Consider the following 22,052-nt stretch of genomic DNA (forward strand, 5'->3'; position numbering starts at 1 on the left):
CATTTTTTTAGAATTGATTTTAATCGTTCATATTCCTTCTCACCTATTTCCCCACGTACAAATCTTTCTTTTAAAACTTTTTTGACATTGCGCTGTCCATGATTAAAGTTTTTAACTAAGAAACAACCCAGAATAATTAAACCCAGCCAAACAATGATCATACAAATCAAAGGCCAGACTGAACTATAACCATACATAAAATGCATTTTGTCACCTTCTTTTTCACAGCTAACAATAAGTATATAGGAAATTAATCAAGAAAGTTTGCAGAAGTTCACTCATAAATTACTCTTTGCTAATTACTTCTTCAAATAATTCTTCTCTTTGTAATGAAATCTGCAATTAAACTGCATACTTTTAGGGTAGAGTACTGATGAAATAAAAAAAATGGAGGGTATTAAAAATGAAAAGAAATATAATTATAATTGGACTTGTTTCTATGATTACAGTATTTTTATTATCAGCTTGTACTGGTGAGACAGATGAAAACACGGATACAGAAACAGATTCCAACACACAAGAAGAAATGGATAAGGAAACAGAATCTGATTCAAATGAAGATATGGAAGGTATGGACCACTCAGGGATGAATATGTCTGGCAGTGGTGAAGTTCCTGAAGATTTAGAAGAAGCAACAAATCCTACTTATGAAGTTGGAAGTCAAGCAGTTATAGAATCGGACCATATGAAAGGTATGAAAGGTGCTGAAGCAACAATCGCTGGTGCATATGATACGACTGTCTACACCGTTTCATATACACCTACAAACGGGGGAGAAGAAGTGACTGATCACAAATGGGTCATACATGAAGAATTAGAAGGTACTGGTGAAGCTCCGTTAGAACCTGGTACGGAAGTAACCCTAAATGCAGATCATATGGAAGGAATGGATGGAGCTACAGCTGAAATTGATTCAGCTGAAGAAACAACAGTGTATATGGTTGATTTCGTCCCAACTAACGGGGGAGAAGAAGTGACAAACCATAAATGGGTAACAGAAAGTGAATTATCGGCCGTTGAGTAAAATAAGATATCCAATATTTTAAAGAGCTTATTCAAAATTGAATAAGCTCTTTAAGCTTTAAATATAGTTAATTAACTTCTAAAGGCCGTATTGTTTAGTAAGTTCTTTTTACTACTTTTCCTACATACAATATTCTTATATTTTATCAAAGGAGAATGTGGATGTTTCAGTACAAAGTAAAGTGCTTATTTCCAAAAGATATTAATCCAAGTAAAGACATATATCTAGGAGAAACTTCAGTGCAGATTGAAGGTTTTCATGGATACCCAAGTATCCATCTTGTAAAATCGTATATGTTAGCCGATGGCCACGATATTGAACATGATACAGGAAGCTACTATCATATTTTCCATTTCAAAGCTGGAACTACCGCTATAAACTATAATCAAAGAGAGTTCGACCAAGTTCGCAAATTTATTCAGTTAAATAATCATTGGAATATATTTTATCAAGACCATAAAGGCGATATTCCTATACCTATTCCAAAAGAAAATTTCTTGCGCTCTCTATGAGTTCAATTCCAAAATCCCTTATCAAGTCACTTCTTTGATAGGTTGATTTATAAACCCAGTTTCACAAAGTTCCTAAATTAATTTATCCAAGATTTTATCGCCAGCTAAGATATACAGCTAAAGACTCTACTCAGTAGTTCGCTCAAACTCTAAAAATTTTTTAAGCAAAAAGCTGTCACTTTTATTTTTAAGCATAAGAATGTCAATGTGACAATCTTATGCTTAAAATCACAATACAAAAAAACCACCAACATATGTATTGGTGGAGACGGAGGGAGTCGAACCCTCGTCCAGAGATATCGGCACTCAAGCTTCTACACGCTTAGTTGGTATATTATCATTCACTGTCACATCAGCCTACCAACAGGCTTTTGTGCAGCTAGTCTGATTGGTTTCAACGCTCATCCTCAGACGGTGGATGACCGTATAGCCCGCTTCAGTTGAGACCCTTCAATCTGCCACACGGGCGATAGCAGGAAGGATCGCTTAGCAGAGCTTACGCTGCTGCTAAAGCAGTGTTATTGTTAGTTTTGCCAGTTATATTTAGGCGAGTAACGTTTTACGAGTCGTAACCTCGACGTGCAACCTGAGCTCAATCTATCCCTGTCGAATCCGTAACGTCCCCATAAAGGAAAACGCTCGGGTATATTGAGCATTTATTAAATTGTTTTAGTTTGTCATTACAATAAATAGTATACCATTTTTCGTGAAAAAGTCAAGAATCCGACCGTTTTGAGCTTACTTCATATGATCCTTAATTGCCCGATCAACATCACGCTTCATTTGTTTACGTTTCAGATCTTCACGCTTGTCATATTTCTTTTTCCCTCTACCAAGACCAATTAGTATTTTAGCAAAACCGTTCTTAATATATATCTTCAAAGGTACAAGCGCATACCCTTGTTGCTGGGTTAAACCGATGAGTTTATCGATCTCTTTACGATGTAACAACAGCTTTCTTGTTCTTGTCGGGTCATGATTATATCGATTTCCCTGTTCATATTCTGCAATATGCAAATTGATGAGTTTCACTTCTCCGCGATCAATTCTTGCATGGGAATCTTTAATATTGACTCTACCTGCCCGAAGTGATTTAATTTCGGTACCTTGCAGCACAATCCCTGCTTCATAGGTGTCTTCAATAAAATAATCATGTGATGCTTTTTTATTTGTTGCGATTGCATTTCCTTGTCCTTTTGGCATCAGAATGTCCTCCTACTGCTTACGTGAACCTTATTCTACCAAAAAAACAGCTAGAATCCAATTACGAGCCATTTATATAATGAGAAGTAAACTTAACGCCATAACTGCCATACCACCAATTAGGCCATATATGGAGATATGTGCTTCATCATATTTTTTGGCAGCTGGAAGCAGTTCGTCAAGTGAGATAAACACCATGATTCCAGCAACCATGGCAAAGATAACACCAAACATAATGTCATTTAAGAATGGCATTAAGATTAGAAATGCTGCAACTGCCCCAATCGGCTCAGCCAACCCGGATAAAAAGGATAGCTTAAAGGCCTTCTTTTTATCATTGGTCGCATAATAAATAGGAACGGAGACAGCAATCCCTTCTGGAATGTTATGAATCGCAATGGCAATAGCGATAACAAAGCCTAATGCTGGATCTTGAATGGTCGAGATGAAAGTTGCAATTCCTTCTGGAAAATTATGAATCCCAATGGCTAATGCTACAAAGGTACCCATTTTGAGTAACTGAGGGTCCTTAATTGCAGCTCCCGGTTTTTTCATATCTTCAATCTTTTTCAGCTCGTGAGGGTTTGTTTGGTTAGGGATCAAGCGATCAATAAGTGTGATAAGTAGCATCCCAGCAAAGAATGAGCCTACAGTCAGCCAGTTTCCTCCAACCTCTCCAAGCTCACCTACAAGGGATTCCTTTGCTTTCACAAAAATGTCGATCATGGAAACATAAATCATTACGCCCGCCGAAAATCCTAGGGCAAATGATAAGAACTTCGTATTTGTTGTCTTTGTAAAAAATGCCAGTAAACTACCTATTCCTGTTGCCAGACCCGCAAACAGGGTAAATAAAAAGGCGAGCAGTACCTCTTCTGTCATGGTTGTGTCTCCTTTGTTGTAAAATGTAACACCCCTGTTTTTTCACTTAGGGTTCTACATCCCTCACTAGGTGTATATCACGCATCCTGAGGAACCTATTCTTATCATATTACAGTTTCTTTTTTTGGAAACTTGTTTTGTTATAATAGTCAGATTTTACGATGGTTAATTAGTAGTGTAAGGCAACAAATGATTTACGTCAACAATATAGTTTACCAAAGGCAAAAAACATTTAAAAAAGAGCACTGATCACATTGTCAGCACCCTTTCGTTCTTGCTATCTAACTTTTTTACTCATTGTCTTTTTACGCTTTTTCTTATGAGCACTAGGTTTTTCGACTCGAGCCATTTCAAAGTCAACAGCACGCTCATCAATATTGACACCAGCGACTTTTACTTTTACTTCGTCACCTATACGGTAGACATTCGCTGTTCTTTCACCAATCATGGCGTGTCGGCCTTCATCATAATGGTAATAGTCGTCAGTCAGATAACTAACATGTACGAGTCCTTCAATCGTATTCTCAAGCTCGACAAACAGTCCAAAATTGGTAACAGAGCTAATGACACCCGTATACTCTTCTCCAATCTTGTCTTGCATGAACTCCGCTTTCTTCAAATCATCGGTTTCTCGTTCCGCGTCAACCGCAGTCCGCTCTGCTTCACTTGTATGCCTAGCAATCTCCGGCATGGCGTCTTTCCAATATTTAATTGTTTTCTGATCCATTTGTTTATTAAGCAAGTAGGTTCTGATAAGCCTGTGAACAATTAAATCCGGATAACGACGGATTGGTGATGTAAAGTGTGTATAGAATTCAGTAGCCAACCCAAAGTGTCCAATGCTTTGTGGATCGTATTTTGCCTGCTTCATAGAGCGAAGCATTAGCTTAGATACAATCATTTCCTCCGTTTTCCCTTGTACCTCTTCAATTACCTTTTGGAGAGCCTGCGGGTGGATTTCATTACTTGTTCCTTTCACCGTATAACCAAGACCTGCAAGAAATTCAAAGAAATTTTGTAGCTTGCCTTGATCCGGTTCTTCGTGAATCCGGTGAATAAATGGTACGTCCATCCAATGAAAATGCTCCGCGACCGTTTCATTGGCAGCAAGCATAAATTCTTCAATGAGACGTTCTGCAACAGAACGCTCGCGAAGTACAACATCCTTTGGCACACCTTTTTCGTCTACCAATACTTTCGACTCTTTAAAATCAAAATCGATGGCACCTCGCCCCATACGTTTTTTGTTTAGAACGGAAGCTAGCTCTTCCATCTGTTCAAAGAATGGAACGAGCTCTTTATACCGTTCCCTTACTTCCTCATCTTTATCGACAAGAATTTTGTTTACATCACTGTATGTCATACGTTCATTGGTTTTGATAACACTTTGGAAAATCTCATGGTTCACAATATCACCAGAAGAGGTAATTTCCATTTCACAGCCTAATGTCAATCGGTCAACCTTTGGATTTAAGGAACAAATTCCGTTTGACAAGCGATGGGGAATCATTGGGATAACTCGGTCAACTAAGTAGACACTTGTACCCCTTTCAAATGCCTCTTTATCAATTGGGCTATCCTTATCCACATAGTAGCTGACATCTGCAATGTAGACACCAAGCTTGTAATTTCCGTTATCTAGCTTCTTAACAGAAACGGCATCATCAAGGTCTTTAGCGTCCGCTCCATCAATTGTTACAATGGTTTCATCTCTTAAATCCCGACGACCTTGCAATTCTTCCTCTGCAATTGTCTCCGATGTATTAGTGGCTTGAGCCAATACTTCATCAGGGAAATCAATTTTAATCCCATGCTTATGAATAATCGAAATAATATCGATGCCAGGATCATTCTTATGACCGAGTATATGAATAATTTCCCCTTCAGCACTCTTTTGCTTTTCCGGATATTTCGTAATGTGGGCTATTACTTTATGGCCACTTACCGCCCCATTTGTTGAACCTTTCGGGATAAAAATATCGTTAGGGATTCGCTTATCATCGGCAATTACAAAGCCAAATGATCGGTTGTCCTCAAATGTGCCGACCACCTGAAGTGTTGCACGTTCCAGTATGCGAATTACCGTTCCTTCTGGTCTTTGGCCTTCCTGATCACGCTTTTCTAGACGGACGAGCACCTTATCATTGTTCATTGCCGATGCTAAATCAGAATGATGAACGTAGACATCTGTCTGCTCCTCATCATCTGGAATGAGGAAGGCAAACCCTTTTGCATGCATCTGAATACGGCCTCTGACCAGGTTCATTTTTTCTGGTAGACCAAATCGGTTCTTTCGAGTACGGACAAGCTCACCGTTGTCCTCCAACTCATTCAGTGCTTTAACCAATTCTTTAAATTCAACAGCATCCTCGATTTCTAATACTTCTTCTAATTCATCTACAGATAATGGCTTTGTTCCGTTTTCTTTAAAATAATTTCGTACTCTTTCCTTCATTCGCTCACCTTCTTTCTATATTATTATTTACCTTTTCTTAAAAGTTATAATCATACTTGCCAGTCTAGCTGTTCAAGAAATTGATAAATCTCTTCAAAAACTTGTTCCTTTTCTTTCCCCATTGTGATGACATGACCGGAATTCTCAAACCACTTAATCTCTTTTGTACCTGCTTCCACTTGGTCATAAATGTAAGTGGCACTATCTGTGTTGATCATTTCATCTTTTGTTGCCTGAATTACAAGGGTTGGGGTGTAGATTGTATCAATTTCATTTTTCACTTCTGTAATAAAGTTGCCAAGATGTTTAAAAACATCCTCCGAATTATTCATGAGCTCTTCTAGCTCTGTGTTCACCGTTTCTTCATCTTTTCCTTCTAACTGCTTGTACTCTTTAGAAAATGCCTTGAATCCTTTGGTTAGTTGTGTCTCGTTGTCAAAAAACATTGGGGAACACATTGTGATAACTGCCTTGGTTTGTTCCGAATACGCTAGTTTCAACCCTAGCACTCCACCAAGGGAGAGACCAGCTACAGCTATTTCTTTATAGCCTAGTTCCTGTAAGTGGCGATATGCTTGTTTTACGTCTTCCCACCATTCTGCTGGCGTAGCCTTTACTAGTTCTTCTGGTGGAAGTCCATGTCCACGGTAGATTGGTGCATGGCTTGTATAGCCTTGCTTCTCGAGATAGCGACCGAGCATTCTAACATCTGCTGAATGTCCAGTAAAACCATGTAATAATAATACCGCTCTTGGTCCCGCTTCAAACGTAAAAGGTTGTGGTTGTTTTACTTTCATTCCTGCTGCATCTCCTTCATATTTATAAATCCATTTTATAGCCTTCCAAAAAGTAGGAAAGACCTTTTCTTTTCCCCTACTTTCTTGAACCTTCTGTCCCTACTTTACCCTTTTTTTAACCAGAACAAAAGTGTAAGCGACCAGATTTAAGGGAGTTGAGATTTTAAAATATAAAACAATAACCCTTACCACAAATGTGGTAAGGGTTATTGTTATTGTAAAATATATGCACTTAGAAAAGCTAAGACAAAAAACAAAACGCCAGTTACAATCGTTCCTCTGTGAAGAAAAAGGTCAGCTCCTCGAGCCTTTTGTTTTCCAAATAACTGTTCTGCCCCGCCGGAAATCGCACCAGACAGTCCTTCGCTTTTTCCTGACTGTAATAATACAAAGACAATCATAATAATTGCATCAATCACTAATAAAACATGTACCAATGTTTCCATTATGCAAGACACCCCCAAGATCCTAAAACACAAACAACCGATTGCTTGCGCCGAATATACAATACTTATTTCTACTTTAGCATAATAGTGTTTTCAATAGCAAGTCTATTTTGCAAGATAGATGTTATACTAAAACCACTACAAGAGTTGAATGAAAGACCATTTTAAGGAGGGGAAGATAAATGATAAAAGAAGAATGGCTTCAACTACCAGATAAGACGGAGATTTACTTAAAGAAGTGGTATGACCCCAATCAAGAACCTAAAGCGATAATTCAATTGGCACATGGAATGGTAGAACATATTAATCGCTATCATGACTTTGCAGAACAATTAGTTGAAAGAGGATTCTATGTGTACGGAAATGACCATAGAGGGCACGGAAAAACAGGGGAACGTCAGGGATTTTTAGGCTATTTTGCTGATGAGAATGGATTTTTCAAAGTGGCAGATGACCTTGCCGAAATAACAAGAACAATTCAAGCAACCTATCCTTCTGTTCCGATTATTCTGTTTGGACATAGTATGGGATCTTTTCTAGTTAGAAGCTACATACAACAACATAGCCATGCTATTCATGGAGCGATCCTCTCTGGGACTGGCTATTTTCCGTCCATTCAATCCTATGCCGGAAAGCTTTTAGCTAAACTGCAGCCAGCTAAAGAGCCATCAAAAATGATGTATAAGCTTACGTTCGGCCGCTATAATAAGAGAATTAGTGATCGACAGACAGAAATGGACTGGCTAACACGCAATGAAACCGCCATACAGGATTATGAGCGTGACCCTTTTACGGGATTTACGCCTACCGCCCGTTTTTTCTATGACCTGTTATCTGGTTTACTAGCCATCCAACGACATGATTGGAACATGTCCATTCGGAAAGATCTACCACTACTGTTAGTAAGTGGAGACCAGGATCCTGTAGGGCACTATGGCAGCGGCGTGTGGAAAACAGCGCACTTATATGATAAGGCCGGACTTGAAAACGTGCTTACCATGTTATTTGAAGATGGGCGTCATGAATTGCTTTTTGAATTAAATAAAGAAGAAGTTTATGACGCCATCGAGAAATGGATCCACGACACGTTAAAGCTCAAACTTTAATTCTTGTGTAATGGCGAGCAAGCGTTTAAAATAGACACTGGAGTGTATAAACGTCTATAACGGTTTTATCGCTAATATTTTTTTGCAATAGGAAAGGTTGGTCAAAATGACAAATGTTCAAGGAATTGCTGCATCATCTGGTATTGCTATCGCAAAAGCATACCAATTAGAAACTCCAGATCTTTCATTTGAAAAGAAATCGATTGATAATCCACAAGTGGAAATAGAGAGATTAGAAAAAGCGCTTGAGATTTCCAAGCAAGAGCTAGAGAAAATTAAAGCACATACAAAAGAGCAGCTTGGAGACGAGCATGCTGAAATCTTTTCTGCCCACTTACTAGTATTAAGTGACCCGGAATTAATTAACCCAATGAAGGATAAAATTAATGCCGATAATGTGATGGCAGAAGCTGCACTAGATGAAACAGCTAAAATGTTTATCGACATGTTTAAAGCAATGGATAACGAATACATGAGAGAGCGTGCTGCTGATATTCACGATGTGACACAGCGTGTAATGGCACATCTACTTGGTGTGACATTCCCAGACCCAGCGCTAATCAATGAGGAAGTAATCGTCATTGCTAACGATTTAACACCATCTGACACAGCGCAATTGAACAGAGAATTTGTAAAAGGTTTCGCTACAGACATTGGTGGGCGTACTTCCCACTCAGCAATTATGGCTCGTTCTCTTGAAATTCCAGCTGTAGTAGGAACAAAAGAAATTACCTCTTCTGTTTCTAAAGACGATATGATCATCGTCGACGGTATGGAAGGAATTGTAATTATCAATCCAACAGAAGAAGAGATTGCAGCATACCGCGAAAAACAAGAAAACTTTGCTAAACAAAAAGAAGAGTGGGCGAAACTAAAAGATGAACCAACATTCTCTGCTGACGGTGAACAAGTTGAGCTAGCAGCAAATATTGGTACACCAGAAGATGTTGCCGGCGTGCTTAACAATGGTGGTGAAGGAATCGGACTTTATCGTACAGAGTTCTTGTATATGGGTAAAAATGAACTTCCTACAGAGGACGAGCAGTTTGATGCATACAAATCTGTTCTGGAACAAATGCAAGGCAAACCTGTCGTTGTACGTACATTAGATATCGGTGGAGACAAAGAACTAAATTACTTAGATCTACCGAAAGAGTTGAACCCATTCCTAGGCTTCCGAGCAATCCGCTTCTGTCTGGAAAATGAAGATGTGTTCCGTCCACAGCTACGTGCATTATTGCGTGCAAGTGCTTATGGAAACTTGAAAATTATGTTCCCTATGATTGCAACAATCGAGGAGTTCAGACAAGCAAAAGCAATTTTGCTTGATGAAAAAGAAGCTCTACTAAAAGAAGGTAAAGAAGTGTCCGACGATATTGAGGTTGGTATCATGGTAGAAATCCCTTCAACTGCAGTTATTGCAAAACAATTTGCAAAAGAAGTTGATTTCTTCAGTGTTGGAACAAACGACCTAATTCAATACACAATGGCTGCTGATCGTATGAATGAACAGGTATCTTACCTTTATCAACCATACCACCCTGCTATTTTAAACCTTATTAACAATGTAATCGAAGCAGCACATAGTGAAGATAAATGGGTTGGTATGTGCGGAGAAATGGCTGGAGAGCCTCTAGCAATTCCAATTCTTTTAGGTCTTGGACTAGATGAATTCAGTATGAGTGCAACTTCAATTCTTCCTGCACGTACACAATTAAAACAGCTTCATAAAAAACAGCTTGCTTCTAATAAAGATAAAATCCTTTCAATGGGAACTGCAGAAGAAGTATTAGAGTTTGTTAACGAGCTAATTAAATAAGTTTGATAGTTAAAGCCGGATAGAATTTCTATCCGGCTTTAATTATTTATACAAGTAGCAGACCGGCTATTCCCCGGGTTTCTGGAAGAAAAAGTGTCTTCTATAACGAGAGCCTTTACTTATAAAATATTTATAGAAAGGAAACAAACGAATGAAGAAAAATATACCATTTTATATTGCTGCGATTGTAGTATTGGGCTTAGCCTTATCAATTATAGACTTTTATGATGAAGGAGCTTACGAATGGTTAGATAACTTTACCCAATCTACCTTCATACTATTATTTGTTGTTACAGTAAATAGGTTAATGGCAAGAGAGTGATTTACGCACAAAGATACGCTAATGAACAACGATCTCCAATTTTTGATCAATCGGTGTTCTACCTTTGTCACGTGGAATTTTCTTGGGATAACCGATCTGTAGAACGGCTGCAATCTTGATGTCGTTTCCTTTAATACCAATGTTATTGGCAAACTCTTTTTCATGCATATATGGTGTAATGGTCCACAACATACCAACCCCATACTCCCAGGCTGCAAGCTGCGCATTTTGGATAAAGGCACAAACAGCTGCATAGTCCTCCTCATAGCGAATAGGATCTTTCTCGGTTTTAAAATAAATTACTGCATGGTGAGGGATTGCCAGCAAGAATTGCTTCATGGAATCTTTCATCTTAATGGTCTTCATATCTGAATTTGTCTGTAGCATACCAATTCTTTCATAACTGGAAAGGATCTCATCGACAAAGGCACCCTTTCCTTTTCCTTGATACATTTTAATCTTCCATGGTTCTTTCATATAATGGGTGGGCGCATAGGAAGCATATGTAAAAATTTCTCGCAGGAGTTTGCTTTCTACTTCCTGTTCTTTAAAGGTATGAATGGAACGCCGGTTTTTAATTGTATTTAAAAGTGAAATAACATTCCCCTCCCAACTATTTTTACAAATAGCATAGCAATGCTTGCTTCTATTGGTCAATGTATAGTTGTATATAGCATGCGTATTCCTAGTTAAACCGTTGCCCACTCATAACCGTCATAAAATCTGTAAAAAACTGCTGGTAATCTAATTGAAATGCTATTTGATGCTTGCGAGGCATTTCCTCTCCCTCAGTCAAGAACTGCCTTATGTCTGCAATACTTTGCCCTCGTTCCGTGCCTTCAGCAGCTTGCACAATATGTACAGGCAATCTTTCATAGGTGAGCATTTCTGGCTTAATCACGGCCATTAATGTTAAAACATCATGTAAAGGACTGCCAGTTATCGTTGGATTTCTATCCTTATAAAATTTGTAGTAGTAATCAAGTAAAGGTTTTACAATATCAATATTTCCATATGCGTCAATATAATCAACCATCTGCGGAGTAGCAATAGCTTTTTCAGTCACATTTAAAGGGATTATTTTTACGTTCTCGGCATACTGAATTACTACTTGTGCAGCAACTGGGTCACCATAAAAGTTTGCCTCTGAGACAGCAGTAATATTGCCTGGAACCCAAAACGCACCTCCCATTATGTAATACCCGTTTACAGTCCGCATTAGATCACCGTACAAAAGAAACATCGTTGCTAATGAAGTTAAACGGCCAATGTTTACGATAAGTAAATCCTCATTAGAATGAATAACTTCTACAATTTCATGAAAATTTTCTGTAACGCCATCCATAAAATTTAGAGGAGGAATAATTGGTCCCAATCCATATTCTCCATGGATTTCTGGTACGTAGATCGGGAGCTCCCCCGTCATTGGCACCTCTGCCCCTACAATTATTTTCACCTCTTCTGTCGCTTCACTGCTTAATAAAGTTCTAACATATTGAATGTTCGCTAATGCATTCTTCCTTGAAATGTTTCCATAATCTGCAACAACTGCCACAATGTCAATCTCATCATTTAAATAAGCATAAATCAATGCGATTGTATCATCAATTCCTATGTCTCCAAAAAGGAGTACCTTCTGCGCCAATGGATCCACCCCCTGTATATTTTTTACATACTATTACAGTGTACGAGGCGAGGAATTGTCCTATGCAGAGGAGTTTGTTTGTAAATTTTGGAGGAGTTCTTTATGTTTTGAGAACTTGAGATTGGACTGCTTGATTGGTTGATTGCTCTGCACCCGTGGTTGATTGCACTGCTTCCGTGGTTGATTGCACTGCATCATTGGTCGATTGCTCCGCACCCGTGGTTGATTGCTCTGCTCCCTTGGTTGATTGCGCTGCATTCTTGGTTGATTGCTCCGCACCCGTGGTTGATTGCACTGCATCATTGGTTGATTGCGCTGCATTCTTGGTTGATTGCTCCGCATCATTGGTTGATTGCGCTGCATTCTTGGTTGATTGCTCCGCATCCGTGGTTGATTGCTCCGCACCCGTGGTTGATTGCACTGCTCTCTTGGTTAATGAAACCCATCCGCAATTGAGTGCTCAACACCAACACTACCAGTAAACAAAAAAACACCACTCTTGTCTAAACAAGAGTGGTGCTTCCTATGCTATCTTACTTATTTTTTAGGTTGTAGAATGAATCAAGTCCACCATATACGCCTAGACCTGCCAATTCGTCTTCAATACGAAGTAATTGGTTGTATTTTGCAACACGGTCTGTACGGGAAGGTGCCCCTGTTTTAATTTGTCCAGCGTTTGTTGCAACAGCGATGTCAGCGATTGTAGCATCTTCTGTTTCACCTGAACGGTGGGAAATAACTGCTGTGTAACCAGCACGTTTAGCCATTTCGATTGCTTCGAATGTTTCAGTTAACGTACCGATTTGGTTCACTTTTACAAGGATAGAGTTGCCTACACCTTGCTCAATACCTTGAGAAAGCTTCGCAGTGTTTGTTACGAATAGGTCATCCCCAACTAGTTGTACTTTGCTGCCAAGGCGATCTGTTAATAGTTTATGACCTTCCCAGTCGTTCTCGTCAAGGCCATCCTCAATAGAGATGATTGGGTATTTATTAACCATTTCTTCATACCAGTCTACCATTTCAGCGGATGTACGAACGACACCTTCGCCTTTTAGGTTGTATTTGCCATCTTCGTAAATTTCAGAGGCAGCTACGTCCATTGCCAATTTAATTTCTTCACCTGGTTTGTAACCAGCTGCTTCGATTGCTTCTACAATTGTTTGTAGTGCTTCTTCGTTAGATCCTAGGTTTGGAGCGAATCCACCTTCGTCACCAACACCTGTGTTATAACCTTTGTTTTTAAGCACTTTTTTAAGTGAATGGAAAATCTCAGCACCTGTACGTAATGCTTCTTTAAATGTAGGAGCTGCAACAGGCATAACCATGAATTCTTGGATATCAACATTGTTATCCGCGTGCTCTCCACCATTTAAGATGTTCATCATTGGTGTAGGAAGAGTTTTCGCATTGAATCCACCAAGATAATTGTATAGTGGAACTTCCAAATAGCTTGAAGCTGCATGTGCTACTGCCATGGATACACCAAGAATAGCGTTAGCGCCTAATTTTCCTTTGTTTTCTGTACCATCAAGCTCGATCATTAGAGAATCGATAATGTTTTGACGTGTAACATCAATTCCAACTAATTCTGGAGCAATTACTTCATTAACGTTCTGTACTGCTTTTTCTACACCTTTACCTAAATAACGGCTTTCGTCACCATCACGTAGTTCAACAGCTTCGTATTCTCCAGTTGAAGCACCACTTGGTACTAAAGCTGAACCGAATGCACCGGATTCTGTGAATACTTCTACTTCAACAGTAGGGTTACCGCGGGAATCTAGTACTTCTCTAGCATAAACATCTGTAATATATGGCATGTAAATCTCTCCTTTTTCATGTGTCTAATTTCATCTTACCTGAGTTATATTAAATTAAGCAACTTACTTTAATAAAGATTTTCCTGACATTTCCTCTGGTTTGTCTACATTTAATAGATCAAGAAGTGTTGGAGCAAGGTCTGCAAGAATTCCGCCGTCGCGTATTGTTGCATCCTCTTTTGTCACGATAACAGGAACAGGGTTTGTCGTATGTGCTGTCATCGGGTCACCATCGACTGTTACTACTTCATCTGAATTACCGTGATCAGCGGTAATAATAGCATTTCCACCAAGGGAAGTAATCTTGTCTACGATTTTACCTAAACACTCATCAACTGTTTCAATTGCTTTAATAGTAGGTTCAAGCATTCCGGAATGCCCAACCATATCAGGGTTTGCAAAGTTTAGGATAATCGCGTTTTGTTTACCTTCGTCTAATTCTTTTAGTAAAGCATCTGTCACTTCATATGCGCTCATTTCGGGCTTAAGGTCATAGGTAGCAACTTTTGGAGAATCGATTAGAATACGTTTTTCTCCTTCGAATTCCTGTTCACGACCACCACTCATGAAGAATGTAACGTGTGGATACTTTTCTGTTTCAGCAATACGTAGTTGATTTAAATTGTTTTGTGCAAGCACTTCTCCAACCGTGTTATCAAGGTTGACTGGCTCATAAGCAACGTAACCATCTACCGTTTCACTGAAATTGGTTAGCATAACGAAATCCAAATCCTTTGGTACATTCTCTCCGCGATCAAAGTCACGGAAATCCTTGTTCGCAAAGGTACGTGAAATTTGGATGGCTCTATCTGGGCGGAAATTATAGAAGATAATAGAGTCTTCATCTTGTACCTTTCCGACTGGATCACCATTCTCATCTGTAATAACAGATGGAATTACAAATTCATCATAGATTTCGTTGTTGTAGGAATCTTCAACAACTTCCTTGGCACTAGAATATTGTGGTCCGTCACCATGAACCATCGCATCATATGCCTTCTTAACACGTTCCCAGCGCTTATCCCTGTCCATGGAATAATAGCGTCCAGAAACCGTTGCGATTTTTCCTACGCCTAGTTCTTTCATTTTCTCTTCCGTTTGTTCAATGTACTTATTAGCCGTTTGTGGACCCACATCCCGGCCGTCTAAAAATGCATGTACATAAACTTCTTTTAAACCTTGATCTTTGGCAAGCTTTAGCAATGCAAACATGTGGCTGATATGGCTATGGACACCACCATCAGATAACAAGCCAAAGATATGCAATGCTTTCCCTTTTTCTTTTGCAGAACGAATTGATTTCAAGAAAGCTTCTTTTTCGAAGAAGTCTCCTTCTTTAATAGAAAGATTTACTCTTGTTAAGCTTTGATAAACAATTCTTCCTGCACCGATATTTAGGTGACCTACTTCGGAGTTACCCATTTGGCCTTCTGGAAGACCAACAGCCTCTCCACTTGCCGTCAGTTGATTATGGGCGTATTTTGCCCAATATCGATCAAAGTTAGGTGTATTAGCTTGTTTTACTGCATTTCCCATCTCTTCATCGCGAATTGCGAATCCATCAAGGATAATCAATGCAGCTAATTTACGTTGTGTCATTATTTACCAGCCTCCACGAGCTGCAAGAATGAGTCTGCCTCCAGACTTGCTCCGCCAACTAGGGCTCCATCAATATCAGATTGAGCAAGTAATTCACTAATGTTTGCAGGCTTCACACTACCGCCGTATTGCAGAACAACTTTTTCAGCTGTTGCTTCTGACGTCACTTCTTTTACTACATTACGGATGTGCGTACAAACTTCATTTGCTTGTTCACTTGTTGCCGTTTTACCAGTTCCAATCGCCCAAATTGGTTCATAAGCGATAATTGTCTGAGCAACTTGTTCTTCTGAAAGTCCTTCTAAGGCAGCTTTCACTTGGTTACCTACAAGGTTCATTGTTTCATTTGCTTCACGCTGGTCAAGTGTTTCTCCAACACAAACGATCGGTGTTAAGCCATGCTTGAAGGCAGCTTGTGTTTTTTTATTTACGGATTCATCTGTTTCTGCAAAAAGCTCTCTGCGCTCAGAATGTCCTAATACGACATGTGTTACACCAAGATCTTTTAACATAACAGGGCTCACTTCACCAGTGAACGCGCCACTTTCTTCAAAATGCATGTTCTGTGCCGCTATTTTAACTGGTGTATTTTTTGTTTGTTCCACCAAGCTAGCTAGAAAAGGAAATGGTGCACAAACGATTGCTTCTGTCTGTTCAGATTGCGGTGCTTTCTTTACTACTTCTCCAACAAACTCTGTAGCTTCAGACATTACTTTGTTCATTTTCCAGTTACCTGCAATTACATTTTTACGCATACGATCACCTCTTCAAAAAATTTAAATTCTAGCAATTATTTATCATTTAGTGCTTCTACGCCAGGAAGTGCTTTACCTTCCATGAATTCAAGTGACGCTCCGCCACCAGTAGAAACATGGTCCATATCTTCTGCATAATCAAATTTTTCAACAGCAGCAGCAGAATCTCCGCCACCGATTACCGTATATCCTTCTGTATTTGAAAGACTCTCTGCAACAGCTTTCGTACCACCAGCAAAAACGTTTAATTCAAATACGCCCATTGGTCCATTCCAAATTACCAGCTTGGAATCCGCAACGATTTGGCTGTATTTTTCACGTGTTTTCGGTCCAATATCTAATGCTTCCCAATCTGCAGGGATCTCTTCAATGTTAACAATTTTTGTGTTAGCTTCTTCAGAGAAATCATCTGCTACCACAACGTCTACTGGTAATACGAAGTTTACACCATTGTCTTTCGCTTTTTTCATAAAGTCTTTAGCAAGATCAATTTTGTCTTCTTCTAGTAAGGATTTACCTATTTCATGGCCTTGTGCCTTAATGAAAGTGTAAGCAAGTCCCCCACCAACAATAAGGTTATCGACTTTATCTAGAAGGTTATCAATAACATTGATCTTATCCTTCACTTTCGCTCCACCGATAATCGCAGTGAAAGGTCGTTCAGGGTTTTCTAGTGCTTTACCTAGTACTTCAATTTCTTTTTCCATTAGGTACCCGGCAACTGCTGGCAGCTTTTCTGCAACACCAGCTGTGGAAGCATGTGCACGGTGTGCAGCACCAAATGCATCATTTACATAAATGTCTGCCATATCTGCAAATGCTTGTGCAAGCTGCTCATCATTCTTTTCTTCCCCTGCTTCAAAACGAACATTCTCTAGTAAAAGAACATCGCCATCACTTAGACGGGAAAGTGCTTCATTTACTTCGCTACCGTATACTTCATCTGTTTTCACTACTTCTTTGTTAAGTAGGTCGCTAAGACGTTTTGCAACTGGATCAAGGCGTAATTCTTCTACAACCTCACCCTTGGGACGTCCTAGGTGGCTAGCAAGAATAACGGTTGCGCCTTGCTCACTCAAATAGCTAATCGTTGGGAGAGCTGCCTTAATTCTAGTATCGTCTGTTACCTCTCCATCTTTCATTGGTACATTAAAATCGACACGGCAAAAGACCTTTTTGCCTTTTACATCAATGTCATGAAGTGTTTTTTTGTTCATTAAAACAACCTCCTACTATAAATTTATGTAACACTTTTAGCTTTTCCCTTAATGACATAAGGTTAACCATGTTACAAGCAAAAGACGAAGGAGGAATAAGCTCCTCCTCCGTCTGCTTTATCAACCGGCTGGTAAGGTTATCCCTTACAGTCCTTGTTTTTTAAGAAATGCAGCTAAATCTACACAACGTGAAGAGTAACCCATTTCATTGTCATACCAAGAGATTACTTTAACCATGTTATCTTCAAGAACCATTGTAGAAAGACCATCAATGATAGAAGAATGTGGGTTACCTACGATGTCAGTAGATACAAGTGGCTCTTCGCTGTACTCAAGGATTCCTTTAAGGTCGCCTTCAGCAGCTTCTTTAAGTGCAGCATTTACTTCTTCAGCTGTTACGTTTTGATCCAATTCTGCAACAAGGTCAACTAGTGAACCGTCTGGAGTTGGAACACGTACTGCGCCACCGTTAAGTTTACCATTTAATTCAGGAAGTACTTTTCCTACCGCTTTCGCTGCACCAGTTGTAGTTGGGATGATGTTTTCTGCAGCTGCGCGAGCACGACGGTAGTCTTTATGTGGCAAATCAAGGATTTGCTGATCGTTTGTGTAAGAGTGAATGGTTGTCATTAGACCACGTTTGATACCAAATTTGTCATTCAATACTTTAGCATATGGTGCAAGACAGTTTGTTGTACAAGAAGCGTTAGAGATAACATTATGGCTAGCGGGATCGTATTGATCATCGTTAACCCCCATAACTAGTGTTAAATCTTCGTCTTGTGCAGGTGCGGAAATAATTACTTTTTTCGCTCCAGCTTCAATATGCTTCTGTGCATCTTCACCTTTTGTGAAGCGACCAGTAGATTCAATAACAACTTCTACGCCAAGGTCTCCCCAGCCAAGATCTGCAGGGTTACGCTCAGATAGTACTTTAATTTCTTTTCCACCAACAACAAGGTTGGATCCATTTACGGAGATCTCTTGATCAAGTTTACCGTGAACAGAATCGTATTTTAACAAGTGTGCTAGCATATTAGCATCTGTTAAATCATTTACTGCTACTACTTCCACTTCATCATTTTTTAGAGATTGACGAAATACGTTACGTCCAATTCTACCAAAACCATTAATACCTACTTTTACTGCCATGTATAATCCTCCTAAAAATAGAATTTATTTTTATATATAAAAGGGTTACCCCTTTAATATCTCTTTTGCTGCAGCTTCATCCGTGATTAAGAGATTGCTTTTCCCTTGTTTGAAGTATGAAGCAATTGCCTTTCCTTTCGACTGACCTCCTGCAATGGTTACAACATGATCAATAGTGTTCAGATCTTCTAGTTGAATACCTACTGTTCGCACTTTATAGACGACATTTCCCATTGCATCAAAATAATAACCGAATGCTTCCGTAATAGCCCGTCTTAAAAGAAGCTCTTCCTCCACATTTTCCGGCGTTTTGCGACGTTTAGCCATCGTCATTGCATCACCTATACCGTGAAGTACAACAGTTGCTCCTCTTATATACTGGAGGGTTTCATTAATGGATGGCTCATTAATAATAGTTTGGTAAGCAGATTCGCTTAACGGATCAGGCGCATAAAGTAAACGATAATTTACACCAGCTTTTCTAGCCATCTCCGCAACAATTGTATTGGCTTGGTTTTCTACCTTTTCCCCAATACCTCCACGAGCTGGAACAAATAGATAGTTATTTGTCTTATCTAGTGGATTCATCACATTCGCTACGGCCGCCATGGTTGTACCACCAGTAACAGCAATTATATCCTTACTGTCTATAACAGATTGAAGGAAGGAAACACATGCTTTCCCCATTTCCTGCTTGACCCATTCAAAATGGTCGCTGTTACCCGGAACCACAATAACCTTTTCAATATTCAATTTATCCTTGATTTGCTTTTCTAAAACACTTAAGCCTTTAATTTCATTCATAAATTCGGCCAACTGCTCCAGAATTACTTTCCCCTCTTTTGTGATATACATTCCTTTTGAGGTAACTTTTATAAGTCCCTGTCTTGATAAGAAATCTACTTCACTTCGAGCATTTCTTTCAGATAGACCAGTGTTATCAGCCAAACTTCGTCTACCAATCGGCTGAAACATATCGACACTATGCAACACAGCATACCTTTGCTGCATAACATCTATCAGGTCAGGTACTAGTTTTTTCTGCAAATCAATTAAATCACTCATGTTAGAACCTCACTTGCTGGACATAAAAAGTCCCAGATGGTTATATTATGTCCCAAAGCAGGCAAAAAAATATAACATCTTTTCTACAAATTCATTATAGCATAGCAAAAATAATATACAAACAAAATGCCCGGGATTTTTTCTCCCAAGCATTCCCTTACTTACTTAACGCTTCTTGCAAAACTTCTGGCTGTAATTGCTCCCCATAAAATTGTATCCCGTCTATTTCCACAACAGGGATCATAAGTTGATATTCTTGTAACCATTCTTCATTCGTATATATGTCCCGCTCTTCCATTTGGAATGGATACTGAAGCTGCAAACTTTCCAATAAACCTTTTGCTTCTTCACAAAGTCCACAATTTTCCTTCGTATATAATATGATTGTTGATTGCATCATGTTAACTCCTTTCTTTTAAAAGAAGAGGGAATATTGAGTTGTTCCCGATACTTCATTACAGTTCGTCTGGCAACATCAATTCCAAACTCCCTTTTTAATTTATCTCGTAACACTTCATCTGAATAAGGTGAAGTTGGCTTTTCATGTTCCACCAGTTCCTTCAATAATAATTTAACTGCGACTGATGCTTGCCGATTACCATTGCGTTGTTTAATACCTGATTGGAGGAAAAACTTAAGAGGGAGAACCCCGTTCGTTGTTTGCACATACTTATTCGCTACGGCCCTGCTTACAGTGGACGGGTGGAGATCTAATTCTTCCGCAACCTCCCGTAATGTGAGCGCTTTAATTGCATGAATACCAAAATCAAAGTATTGCCACTGTTTTTTAATGATAACGTCAATAACACGCTCCAACGTGTTTGTCCGGTATACGAACGCACGATTTAGTTTTTCAATTTCTTGATGTTTTCTTGCTAAAAAGGTATATGCTTCCTTTTGCTCTTTTTTTACATGCTGATAGGCTGTATCAATCACAATTTTTGGTGTACTCCACTTAAAAAAGTCAACATGCCATCTTCCTTCTGACTTTAAAATCGTAGCTTCTGGAATGATATAGGATGTCTTCTCAGGTTGTAACAATTGCCCTGGTCTTGGATGACATGCTTTAATTTGTTCAATACGTTCCTCGGCTTCCCCAGTAGAGATATTATACGTTACTGCTATCTCTGTAATATCTTCATTTGCTACCCAGTCTAAATGGTTTTGTAGCAAATCTTCTATATATGGATCAAACCTATTGGTATGACGTGTTAGCTGCAGGAAAATACATTCCGTAAGATTCCTTGCTCCTATCCCTGCAGGCTCAAGCTGGTGAATAATCCTTAATGCATGCTGAATTTGGTCACCTGTCACCTGTTGTTTTATGGCCCATTCTTCTGTGCTTATATCTAAATACCCATCATCATTTAAGGAATCAATTCCAAATTCTACTATGGCAACCTGCTCTTTAGGAACCTTAATCAGCTTTAACTGTTCCTTTAATTTCTCTGCCATTGACCTTTCCCGATCTACCCATAAATTCGCGTCCAGCACGCTCTGTGAGTAATTGTAAATATAGTCTGTGAACGAATCTGCAAACTTTGACTGATCTATTAAGGGGTTTTCTTCAGCTATTTCTTTAAGGTACTGCATAAGTTCCACACTAGAAAACTGCAGTACATGTAGGGATTGTAGAAGCGATTGACTCATTTTTCTTTGTAACCGTTGTTCCTGTTGAAAATAAGTGTCCATTACAAACCCTCCCCTTTTCCCACCTATATTTTGTCATAATTAAGCGTAACTGTCACGTACTGCTTTCCCTTTTACTCTGTTGTATATTTACGTCTATAATATAATAATATATCGAGTAAAGGAGTTGCACGAGATTATGATAGAAGTTTATACAGATGGCGCTTCCCGTGGAGATCCCGGCAAAAGCGGTGCAGGTATATACATAAAACAAGGAAAGAACAAGTTTGAATATGCCATTCCATTAGGAGAACTTTCCAATCATGAGGCAGAGTTTCTTGCAGTAATAAAAGCATTGGAAATTTGTGAGGAGAAATTTCCTGATGAGATTATCTCTATTCGTTCGGATTCAAAATTAGTAGTGGACGTTGTGGAGAGAAACTTTACACGGAACAAAAACTTCAAGCCATTTTTGGAAACGATCATACAAAAGTCAGCAACATTCCCATACTTTTTTATTAAATGGATCCCTGAAAAACAAAACCCGCATGCGGACAGACTCGCAAAGCGGGCTATTAACGAAATGATTTAATTAAAAGGA

General features: G+C 39.1%; 22 protein-coding genes and 1 other RNA gene. 7 read left to right on the forward strand and 16 right to left on the reverse strand.

The features are described from left to right. Window positions 1-403: 403 nt before the first annotated feature. Together LG273_RS13120 and LG273_RS13125 are read left to right on the forward strand one after the other, a co-directional pair. Window positions 404-1,024 (forward strand): YdhK family protein, encoded by a 621-nt coding sequence (locus LG273_RS13120; protein ID WP_238020196.1) that lies wholly within the window; start codon window positions 404-406, stop codon window positions 1,022-1,024. A gap of 161 nt (window positions 1,025-1,185) precedes the next feature. Further along, the gene (locus tag LG273_RS13125) at window positions 1,186-1,536 is read left to right on the forward strand and encodes a hypothetical protein (RefSeq protein WP_238020197.1); all 351 of its coding nucleotides are present in this window, start codon (window positions 1,186-1,188) and stop codon (window positions 1,534-1,536) included. Between the two features lie 260 nt (window positions 1,537-1,796). On the opposite strand, the gene ssrA is transcribed toward LG273_RS13125, so the two are convergent. The 6 genes from ssrA to secG form a co-directional block, all read right to left on the reverse strand. After that, window positions 1,797-2,161: a transfer-messenger RNA gene (gene ssrA, locus LG273_RS13130) on the reverse strand. Between the two features lie 113 nt (window positions 2,162-2,274). Continuing rightward, the gene (gene smpB, locus LG273_RS13135) at window positions 2,275-2,739 is read right to left on the reverse strand and encodes an SsrA-binding protein SmpB (RefSeq protein ID WP_379561846.1); all 465 of its coding nucleotides are present in this window, start codon (window positions 2,737-2,739) and stop codon (window positions 2,275-2,277) included. Between the two features lie 72 nt (window positions 2,740-2,811). After that, entirely contained in the window at window positions 2,812-3,621 is an 810-nt protein-coding gene (gene zupT, locus LG273_RS13140) for a zinc transporter ZupT (protein WP_379561847.1), read from the reverse strand. Window positions 3,622-3,898: 277 nt separating this feature from the next. Next, complete coding sequence (gene rnr, locus LG273_RS13145) at window positions 3,899-6,076, reverse strand: ribonuclease R (RefSeq protein WP_379561848.1); 2,178 nt, start codon at window positions 6,074-6,076, stop codon at window positions 3,899-3,901. A gap of 50 nt (window positions 6,077-6,126) precedes the next feature. After that, on the reverse strand, window positions 6,127-6,873 hold the full coding sequence (locus tag LG273_RS13150; RefSeq protein ID WP_379561849.1) for an alpha/beta hydrolase: 747 nt from the start codon (window positions 6,871-6,873) through the stop codon (window positions 6,127-6,129). A gap of 212 nt (window positions 6,874-7,085) precedes the next feature. After that, window positions 7,086-7,319, reverse strand: a complete 234-nt coding sequence (gene secG / locus LG273_RS13155; protein ID WP_379561850.1) for a preprotein translocase subunit SecG — start codon at window positions 7,317-7,319, stop codon at window positions 7,086-7,088. Window positions 7,320-7,501: 182 nt separating this feature from the next. On the opposite strand from secG, the gene LG273_RS13160 reads away from it, so the two are divergent. From LG273_RS13160 to LG273_RS13170, 3 genes are all read left to right on the forward strand, one after another. Then, window positions 7,502-8,425 (forward strand): alpha/beta hydrolase, encoded by a 924-nt coding sequence (locus LG273_RS13160; RefSeq protein WP_379561852.1) that lies wholly within the window; start codon window positions 7,502-7,504, stop codon window positions 8,423-8,425. Window positions 8,426-8,531: 106 nt separating this feature from the next. Beyond that, complete coding sequence (gene ptsP / locus LG273_RS13165; protein WP_379561853.1) at window positions 8,532-10,244, forward strand: phosphoenolpyruvate--protein phosphotransferase; 1,713 nt, start codon at window positions 8,532-8,534, stop codon at window positions 10,242-10,244. A gap of 151 nt (window positions 10,245-10,395) precedes the next feature. Beyond that, entirely contained in the window at window positions 10,396-10,566 is a 171-nt protein-coding gene (locus LG273_RS13170) for a hypothetical protein (protein ID WP_379561854.1), read from the forward strand. Window positions 10,567-10,584: 18 nt separating this feature from the next. Here LG273_RS13170 and LG273_RS13175 read toward each other — a convergent pair whose 3' ends face one another. Continuing rightward, window positions 10,585-11,223 (reverse strand): nitroreductase, encoded by a 639-nt coding sequence (locus tag LG273_RS13175; protein WP_404454236.1) that lies wholly within the window; start codon window positions 11,221-11,223, stop codon window positions 10,585-10,587. Window positions 11,224-11,251: 28 nt separating this feature from the next. Continuing rightward, the gene (locus LG273_RS13180) at window positions 11,252-12,211 is read right to left on the reverse strand and encodes a nucleoside hydrolase (protein WP_379561857.1); all 960 of its coding nucleotides are present in this window, start codon (window positions 12,209-12,211) and stop codon (window positions 11,252-11,254) included. A 138-nt stretch (window positions 12,212-12,349) separates the two neighbouring features. On the opposite strand from LG273_RS13180, the gene LG273_RS13185 reads away from it, so the two are divergent. Beyond that, the gene (locus LG273_RS13185; protein WP_379561858.1) at window positions 12,350-12,667 is read left to right on the forward strand and encodes a hypothetical protein; all 318 of its coding nucleotides are present in this window, start codon (window positions 12,350-12,352) and stop codon (window positions 12,665-12,667) included. 77 nt (window positions 12,668-12,744) lie between these two features. Here LG273_RS13185 and eno read toward each other — a convergent pair whose 3' ends face one another. From eno to rpoN, 8 genes are all read right to left on the reverse strand, one after another. Continuing rightward, window positions 12,745-14,034: a phosphopyruvate hydratase gene (eno, locus tag LG273_RS13190; protein WP_379561859.1), complete on the reverse strand. Its 1,290-nt coding sequence runs from the start codon at window positions 14,032-14,034 to the stop codon at window positions 12,745-12,747. 63 nt (window positions 14,035-14,097) lie between these two features. Beyond that, window positions 14,098-15,633 (reverse strand): 2,3-bisphosphoglycerate-independent phosphoglycerate mutase, encoded by a 1,536-nt coding sequence (gene gpmI / locus LG273_RS13195; RefSeq protein WP_404454240.1) that lies wholly within the window; start codon window positions 15,631-15,633, stop codon window positions 14,098-14,100. Then, window positions 15,633-16,388 (reverse strand): triose-phosphate isomerase, encoded by a 756-nt coding sequence (gene tpiA / locus LG273_RS13200; protein ID WP_404454242.1) that lies wholly within the window; start codon window positions 16,386-16,388, stop codon window positions 15,633-15,635. The genes gpmI and tpiA overlap by 1 nt, the downstream gene beginning before the upstream one ends. A 35-nt stretch (window positions 16,389-16,423) precedes the next feature. Beyond that, the gene (locus tag LG273_RS13205; protein ID WP_404454245.1) at window positions 16,424-17,605 is read right to left on the reverse strand and encodes a phosphoglycerate kinase; all 1,182 of its coding nucleotides are present in this window, start codon (window positions 17,603-17,605) and stop codon (window positions 16,424-16,426) included. Between the two features lie 144 nt (window positions 17,606-17,749). Next, window positions 17,750-18,757 (reverse strand): type I glyceraldehyde-3-phosphate dehydrogenase, encoded by a 1,008-nt coding sequence (gene gap, locus LG273_RS13210; RefSeq protein WP_379561863.1) that lies wholly within the window; start codon window positions 18,755-18,757, stop codon window positions 17,750-17,752. 45 nt (window positions 18,758-18,802) lie between these two features. After that, entirely contained in the window at window positions 18,803-19,822 is a 1,020-nt protein-coding gene (locus tag LG273_RS13215; RefSeq protein ID WP_379561864.1) for a sugar-binding transcriptional regulator, read from the reverse strand. Window positions 19,823-19,979: 157 nt separating this feature from the next. Then, window positions 19,980-20,219 carry a glutaredoxin family protein gene (locus LG273_RS13220; protein ID WP_379561865.1) on the reverse strand — a complete coding sequence of 80 codons (240 nt, stop codon included), beginning with the start codon at window positions 20,217-20,219 and terminating at the stop codon, window positions 19,980-19,982. Beyond that, window positions 20,219-21,514: an RNA polymerase factor sigma-54 gene (gene rpoN / locus LG273_RS13225; protein WP_379561866.1), complete on the reverse strand. Its 1,296-nt coding sequence runs from the start codon at window positions 21,512-21,514 to the stop codon at window positions 20,219-20,221. Before rpoN ends, LG273_RS13220 begins: the two co-directional genes overlap by 1 nt. 136 nt (window positions 21,515-21,650) lie before the next feature. On the opposite strand from rpoN, the gene LG273_RS13230 reads away from it, so the two are divergent. Beyond that, window positions 21,651-22,043 (forward strand): ribonuclease HI family protein, encoded by a 393-nt coding sequence (locus tag LG273_RS13230; RefSeq protein ID WP_379561867.1) that lies wholly within the window; start codon window positions 21,651-21,653, stop codon window positions 22,041-22,043. Window positions 22,044-22,052 lie beyond the last annotated feature (9 nt).

Source organism: Oceanobacillus kapialis, from assembly GCF_044790185.1.
Taxonomy (GTDB): Bacteria; Bacillota; Bacilli; order Bacillales; family Amphibacillaceae; genus Oceanobacillus_B; species Oceanobacillus_B kapialis.